Origin of the sequence: Blautia acetigignens (genome assembly GCF_025566865.1) — a bacterium.
In the GTDB taxonomy this organism is placed as follows: domain Bacteria; phylum Bacillota; class Clostridia; order Lachnospirales; family Lachnospiraceae; genus Blautia_A; species Blautia_A acetigignens.
Map to the genome: position 1 here is coordinate 1 of NZ_JAOQJM010000035.1, position 7216 is coordinate 7216.

9 protein-coding genes are annotated in these 7216 nt (G+C 41.4%); 1 reads left to right on the top strand and 8 read right to left on the bottom strand.

What is annotated here, in order from left to right; all coding sequences use genetic code 11:
* Positions 1-80 precede the first annotated feature (80 nt).
* The 5 genes from OCV70_RS18645 to OCV70_RS18665 all read right to left on the bottom strand — a co-directional run bounded on the left by OCV70_RS18645 (position 81) and on the right by OCV70_RS18665 (position 3789).
* Complete coding sequence (locus tag OCV70_RS18645) at positions 81-803, bottom strand: SPASM domain-containing protein (RefSeq protein ID WP_021924890.1); 723 nt, start codon at positions 801-803, stop codon at positions 81-83.
* Between the two features lie 10 nt (positions 804-813).
* Positions 814-1500: a tyrosine-type recombinase/integrase gene (locus OCV70_RS18650; RefSeq protein ID WP_195588364.1), complete on the bottom strand. Its 687-nt coding sequence runs from the start codon at positions 1498-1500 to the stop codon at positions 814-816.
* A gap of 269 nt (positions 1501-1769) precedes the next feature.
* A complete protein-coding gene (locus OCV70_RS18655; RefSeq protein ID WP_117835112.1) occupies positions 1770-2678 on the bottom strand; it encodes a radical SAM mobile pair protein B in 909 nt (302 codons plus the stop codon).
* Positions 2666-3355: a radical SAM mobile pair protein A gene (locus OCV70_RS18660; protein ID WP_173767119.1), complete on the bottom strand. Its 690-nt coding sequence runs from the start codon at positions 3353-3355 to the stop codon at positions 2666-2668. Before OCV70_RS18660 ends, OCV70_RS18655 begins: the two co-directional genes overlap by 13 nt.
* Positions 3352-3789, bottom strand: a complete 438-nt coding sequence (locus OCV70_RS18665; RefSeq protein ID WP_118014605.1) for a radical SAM mobile pair system MarR family transcriptional regulator — start codon at positions 3787-3789, stop codon at positions 3352-3354. The genes OCV70_RS18660 and OCV70_RS18665 overlap by 4 nt, the downstream gene beginning before the upstream one ends.
* 373 nt (positions 3790-4162) lie before the next feature.
* On the opposite strand from OCV70_RS18665, the gene OCV70_RS18670 reads away from it, so the two are divergent.
* The gene (locus OCV70_RS18670) at positions 4163-4543 is read left to right on the top strand and encodes a TnpV protein (RefSeq protein WP_173767117.1); all 381 of its coding nucleotides are present in this window, start codon (positions 4163-4165) and stop codon (positions 4541-4543) included.
* 317 nt (positions 4544-4860) lie between these two features.
* On the opposite strand, the gene OCV70_RS18675 is transcribed toward OCV70_RS18670, so the two are convergent.
* The 3 genes from OCV70_RS18675 to OCV70_RS18685 all read right to left on the bottom strand — a co-directional run bounded on the left by OCV70_RS18675 (position 4861) and on the right by OCV70_RS18685 (position 7143).
* Positions 4861-5175 (bottom strand): DUF2178 domain-containing protein, encoded by a 315-nt coding sequence (locus OCV70_RS18675; protein WP_243280876.1) that lies wholly within the window; start codon positions 5173-5175, stop codon positions 4861-4863.
* 1 nt (position 5176) lies between these two features.
* Positions 5177-5386 carry a helix-turn-helix transcriptional regulator gene (locus tag OCV70_RS18680; RefSeq protein WP_390417681.1) on the bottom strand — a complete coding sequence of 70 codons (210 nt, stop codon included), beginning with the start codon at positions 5384-5386 and terminating at the stop codon, positions 5177-5179.
* 320 nt (positions 5387-5706) lie between these two features.
* Complete coding sequence (locus OCV70_RS18685; RefSeq protein WP_173767113.1) at positions 5707-7143, bottom strand: MobA/MobL family protein; 1437 nt, start codon at positions 7141-7143, stop codon at positions 5707-5709.
* Positions 7144-7216 lie beyond the last annotated feature (73 nt).

The following is a 7216-nucleotide window of genomic DNA, read 5'->3' on the forward strand; positions in this document are numbered from 1 at the left end:
ATAACGCTTCAAAAAGTTGCCTAATTAAGACAGCTTATTAAAGTATGCCCATTTATGGCTGTCCTCTACTTTCTTTCACACTATCGCTCCTCCAATATCTCCCCGGTAATCTCATTTCTAGTCTTCCAGCACTGCGGATCAGCTCCATAAAAGTTACCGCTTGTTCCATTGGCAACTGCCGGACATCCCCGGCACCATGCTTTAAGTTCACATTTGCTGCATTTTACAAATTTATCATAATCTCTGTATTTTTCCATCTGACAGATCCAGACGTCTGCCAGTCGGTCTTCAAAAATATTGGCCACTTTACTGTCTGTCACCCTTCTGCATGCCATAATATCTCCATTGGAAGATATGGTAATATGACAGTTTCCACAGTTACAGCCACCATAGATCATTCCTGCCTCTGTACTCTTGGGAAGCTTAAACTGTCCCGTTTCATATTCATACAACGTCCACAAATGATCCTTTTTATTAAAATAGGTCTCGCATCCAGCCTTTTCATATGCCTTGTACTTTGCATCACAGACTTCCAGAAGTTTTCTGTATTCTTCCGGTGTCATGCTTGTGTCAACTTCACCACCTGTAGGCACATAGCGGGAAAATGCAAAAACCTTTACTTTCGCTTTTACAACTTCATCAATAATATCCGGTATCTCATCCATATTTGTTTTGGATACCGTACTCATAATTACACTTTTTATTCCTGCTCTGTTCAGACATCCGATTTTTTCAATCGTCAGATCAAAACTTCCCGGCTTTCTGAACCAGTCATGAGTTTCTCGCATTCCATCAAGGGACATCTGGTACTTCTCACAACCACAAACAATGTGTGGAGACGTGTTTTTGAATGCCTGCTCTTTCGGCGCTTTCACGAAAAAACTGAATGACACTATCTTTTGTAAGATAATCCCCTGTCCATGAACTTGGGAACAGAATCCCTCTTGGCCTGCCACATTGAAACCAGTATTCTGTCAATATTTCAAGCGTCCGGTCTGCAAGCAAAGTATAACGGTCAGATCGGCTTTTTCCATCGCGGATGTGTATGGTTTTGTTCGTGCGTGAAATATCATCATAATGAAGGTGTGTGACTTCTGAAACACGAAGTCCGCCTGAATACATAGTAGCGATCATAGCTTTATGCTTCAGATTTGGTGTAGCATCAAAAATAGCTGATATTTCTGCTTTTGTAAGCACCGTTGGTAACTTTCTGTCCCTTTTCATACGAGGTATGTCATCATCATCCCAATTCATCTTCAATACTTTTTTGTAAAAGAAGCGGATTCCTGAATGGTAGTGATTGTATGTTTCTGGTGAAATCCCAGAAAGTTTCTTTTCAGTTAGGAATATATCAACATCGTCAGTTGTTAATGCATCTATATCCTTGGCTGTGTGGTTCAAAAAATGAGCAACACTGGTACAGTATGCATGAATCGTGGAATCCTTGAGATTCCGTTTATTCGCAGCAGATCTAATCTGATTAAAAATTTCTTCGTACATAATAAAATCCTCCATGTAAAGTAAATCGTAAATGTATAAACACTGCTTACATGGAGGAGCATTAGCATAATAAAACTGCTTGCCAGAAAGGCAGCTCAATGGTATTCTTATCATAGGCAGTGGGGATGTCGATCCTGTTTGATTGTTGGTTGTGGTGACTTAACAATACTACTTGTAGGACTTGGTTTCCACTGCTTTTTATTAAGTTATAGAAAAACTGCGCCACAGCCTTGGCAGGCCATCGCGCAGCGATTTTGTTCAACTTGAAGTTAGCGATTTCTTTTTCCGGTATTCTCTGTCCCACGGATTTCCTCATGATAGAAATAATCTACGATCACCGGATGTCCCTGCGGGACTCTGCCATAAGGCATTTCATTATCCACAAAGGCACAATCATATTTCTTAGCCATTTTCTCAGCTTTTACTTCAAGTGCTTCAAAGTAGCTGCGGTTATGCTTGTTATAGATCTCGTCGTAAAGTGGTACAAGATCAGGATATTTTCCGGCGATATAATCCATAATTGTCTTTTTGAAACCGCCTCGAAGATTGAGATTTTCGAGCCAGAACAGATCGCACTGATCCTTTACCCGCTCAAAGATTGCTTCAAAATCCGTGATACCGGGGAATACCGGGGATACGAAACAGACTGTACGGATACCTGCTTCATATACCTGCTTCATAGCAGAGATACGGTGCTCAATGCTCGAAGCAGAATCCATATCGTTCTTGAAATTTTCATCTAGTGTGTTGATCGACCATGAAACGGTTACATGTCCAAGCTTCTTCAGCAGATCAATATCTCGTACCACAAGATCCGACTTTGTGCAGATCAGAATATCTGCGTCACTGCCGATCAGCTGTTCCAGAAGTTTTCTGGTATTCCCGAATTGCTCCTCCTGTGGATTGTAGCCATCTGTCACAGAACCGATGACCACCCGCTGTCCGGCATATTTCTTCGGATTTTTAATTTCCGGCCAATGCTTCACATCAAGGAAAGTGCCCCATTCCTCCTTGTGCCCGGTAAAGCGCTTCATAAAAGAAGCATAGCAATACTTGCAGGCATGTGTACAGCCCACATAGGGATTGACCGAGTAACCGCCTACCGGCAGACTAGACTTAGTCATGATGTTCTTTGTTTCCACCTCACGAATGAGGATTCCATTTATTACTTCTTCCATGATTTCTGTACCTCTAACACTTTATTAAATTCTTCCGGCATTTCCTGAATCATATTTTCATCCCCTATGATAGGGACAAGATCTTCCTTCATAAACACCGGAATGCCGAGCTTATGTGCCTGGTCCGCCAGAGACCATGCCCATTCCGGCTCCGTATGAATCTTCCTGTTCTGAGCTCCGGTCATGGTGCCCACAACGATCCAATTGATTCCGGAAAGGTCAACTGTGCCGGGATCGTCGAATAACGGCTCAAAGGTAACATGGTAATGTTTTGCTCTGACGTTTTTCCGAAGGGCATCGATACGCCACAGTTCTGCTTTCCTCGTCACCGTAACGCCAAACCATGCGTTTTCCAGATCGGTATCAAAATCCAGCAAATCAGGTCGCTTGGTAAGGAACAGGAACTGATGCTGTGGATTTTCACGGATCTTTGCAAATACCTCGTCTCTCCATTCCGGCTTCCATCCAGAGAAATCACTCATGCCAGTAAGAAGAAAGTTCTGCGGACGTTTCTTTTCCATCATCTTGAGCTTACCCGGAAAGAATTCAGGGTCAGCGAAATCATCAATCATATGCCAGCGTTTCACGTTGTTGCGGGCATAGCAATATGTACACCCCACTGTGCAGCCAATGACGATATTCATGTTCTGAATCTGATCTTTGATACAAATACTCATGACTTCTGCCACTCCTCAAGATTCTTTCTGATGCGGTCGAGGCATTCCTCAAACCGGGTAATTTCTTCCTCTGAAAAATCTTTGTAGTAAATACTGCCCATCTCATCAGATACAGAATCGTACTCGCCCTTTAAGGCATGTGCTTTCTCAGTCAGAAATAGGAGCGTTTTCCTTTTGTCCGTTTCAGACTGAACACGGCTTATCAGCCCTTGATTTTCCATTCTTTCCAGCATCGTAGTAAGAGATGTTATCGCTAATCCGCATTTAGTCGAGAGTGACCTGATTGAAATACCATCCTTCTGCCACAGCACATAAAGAATACGCCCCTGGGCTCCATTAAATGCATCAATATTCTTTTCACTGAGAATCTTCTCGAAAATCCGGTCTCCAAGCTGTTTTATTTTGGTAACAAGAAATCCTCCATTCATTTCCATGCAAAAGCTCCTATATAGTAGTTTATTAAAAACATACTATATAGGAGCTTTATTGTCAACAGTTTATATATCTTAATAGGTAAATTCCGTTTTTTTCAATTCTCCAAACTTGAATTTGAAAACCATAAAATTATGAGTGATTATTGCTCTCCATAGGTTATCAATAAAATCCTCCAAAAGCCTTGAAAATAAAGGATTTATCGCAGTGTGTTCGCCTTATCCCTTTATATGATTTCACACAAATTTACTCTTTCCCTGAGTGCTTATAAGGGCAAAATCAAGGGCAAGAAAATCTCATAACAAGATATAACAGAGTGTGGCAATCGGAGAACTGTGACATATGTGCGAATATATTATAACGGAGGATTTTTTAATGGACAAGTATATTTATGATGAAAGAAACGGTTTATGGTATGAGTTGCAGGGAGATTATTATATTCCTTGTCTTACTTTACCAACCGAAAAAGAACACAAGCCTATCGGCTTATGGGGACAGCGACACAAACGCTATTTGCAGGAACATAAAAGGGCGGTTTACATTACACTGCTCACAAGCGGCAAGTTGAACAGTTACCTTGCTGACATTAACGAACAGGCAACAAATATGATGTTCCGCTTGGTCGAGCAAATGGCTGACAGGGAGGGCGTGACCAAACAACTAAAAGCAGAAAGCCCGATATTATGGATTGGAAGAATGAATGAGATACAAGCAAGGGCGAGAGAAATTATATATAGCGAACTGATTTATACCTAAAAAGAGGGCGGCAGCATTTTTGCTGTCGCTCTCTTAATTACCATATCGCAAGGACAGATGAGCCAGTCAACGGCGAGTGTAACCCGTTTATCTTGACCGGCTGTTTTTGCTATTCATTCGATAAGCAGAAATCTATCTTTTTTCTTATCCTGTCCTAATGAAATAAATCCTATCGTAACAGTCAGTGCAAGTATAATGTCATGCTTACCCAATGGATTGACTATAATCAAATATACTAGATATGCTGTGCAAAGTAACAATACCGCCAGCAGGATTTCATGTGCAATATTTGTATTCTTAAACATTTTGTGTCCACATTATAATCGCTTGTCAAAATAAATCGTTGCAACCAGTTCAATTAAATTGCGTATTCCAATATAGAGCAAAGCAAAAATTGAAACTCGTTGGAGTGTAACTGTTGTTTGCATATTTATAAAAAGTGGTAGAACAGCAATTAAAACTATCAAAATCGAATGTGCAAGATTTGCGGTATTACTCGCTTTTAATTGTATCAGTTGCCAGCGTTCATCTCCTCTGTATTTCACTTGCTTCTTGGCTTTTGAAATATATAACCAAAGAGTTATGCCTAATGCGATAATGAGAAAAACTAAGATAATTATTTGTTCATTCATGTTATTTATCCTCCCTATGCTCAAAAACTTCATCAATAGAAACGCCAAAGACTTCTGCAATCTTAAAAGCCAACTCCAAAGACGGAGTATATTTATATTTTTCTATTGATATAACCGCCTGTCGAGAAATCCCAACCTTATCTGCCAAATCTGCTTGTGTCCAATCTCTTTCGGCTCGTAGAACTTTAATCCTATTCCATATCAAAGTCATCTCTCCTTTCCAAAATGTAACTAAGTAATTACATACATAGTGTAATATGCTCATTACATTTTGTCAAGTGATAATAACAAAAATAGAGAGAAAGGTTTTCATAGTTGGTAAATAGTAACCTGAGAGGTTTTCATAGTTTTTGCATTGTGGAAATGTATAAAACAAACTGGAGGTCTATCGCTTGTTTTCAGTTACTTGCTTCTTTACTGCATATGAGAATTTTCTCAGTTGTCCAAGCGTTTGTTAAAAATTGTGAGAACAAATAGAATATTATGTATGCCGCCGCTATGGGCAAAACCGTAACGGCGGTTTTTCAATGCCTATCGGCTATCTCTGTCAATGGATTTCTTACGCTGTCTTTGCGGTGGTTTCTGCTTGTTGCGTTCCTGTATCTCACGCAGATGTTTTAGCACGCTCTGCTTTTCGGGTGGTCTGTGCTGTTCTTTGGCGGCGGCTGTCGGTTTCCTGCTGACTTGATATTCCCACTCGGCAAGGTCACGGTTGTACTGTTCTACAACGCTTTCCATTTCTCGGAAAGTCCTCATAAAAACTTGTACATCGGGATAACCGTCCGCTTTGAGTGTATCGGGGATTTTATCCAACCTGTCGGCAACCTCCGCTTCGGTTTCTTTGATTTTTACCTCCAACGCTTTTCGTTCTTTACCTTTGAAAAGCCCCTTTGTATCGGCAAGCTGCTGTTTCAACTGCGGCAAAACTTTATCCTGCAAGTTTTTAATTTCCATTGCCTTATCCTGTACCTTTATCATCAGATTTCGCATATGACGGAACTCTGCCATATCAATATCAAGTGTAGGCTTGGGCGGCATATCTTTTTCCCGAATAAGGTTTTGAAGAAAATCTTTTGCCTTTGTCACAATCCCACGGAACAGATTGGGCAGCCAGCCTTTGCTTTTTATAGATTGGCTTGCTTTGTTGTGTATCTCGGTCTGCTTGACTTCTAAAATCTTTGCTTCGGAAATACCCGATATGAGTGCCATATCCGCTGTCCTGTTCCATTCCTGCCTTGCGGCATTATCCGTTTCAATCTCGGCGGCTTTGGGATTGTTCTTGCCGATTTTCTTGGTGGGAAGATAAACGCTGTTCTTATCAAATACCTTTAACTGCTGTTCGGGATCGGAGATATGCCGATTGATAAGGTCGGTATAAATCTCCTTTACCTCCCGAAGAAAAGGCTCACTTTTGAATTTATCATCTTTCACAGTAAAGAGGTGGCTTTCGTAAACCTCGCCCTTTTTTATGACGGTGCAGCCTTTTCGTATCTGTCCGTCCTCTCCTATGATTTCTTTCTTGGTGCGTACCCTTTTGCCTGTTTCATCATAGAACACGCTGCGAGTGGCTATCTTGATGTCAGGTTCAGGAAGCAGTTTCCTTTCGCTGAAGATAAGGTGGATATGATAGTTTGTCTTGCGTTTGTTGTGGTGGAGAGCTGACACGCACTCCACACCATACCGCCTGCGGAACTCCTCCGTAAAATCTTCAAGGACTTCCTGCGGCTCGTATCTTGTATAAATTTCGGGCAGGGCGATAATCAATTCCCTTGCTTCAATACATTTGCCCTCTGTACCGCTTCGCTTAAATTCCTGCTGGCTTTCCCTTGCAAGGTTACTCCAAAATTCATTGTCGGCGGTGCGGTAGGTGGCATAGAGGTTTTCCTGTCTTGCGTGGCTTGTGATATAGGATATTCTTCCCTTGACATTGGGTAGCTTTGACATCTGTATAAAACTGTGTCTTGCCATATACTCCTTCCTCCCGTGACGGGCATACTCTTTTTGCAACCGAGAAATCGGTTGCCGCTGTTTCGGCGGCGTA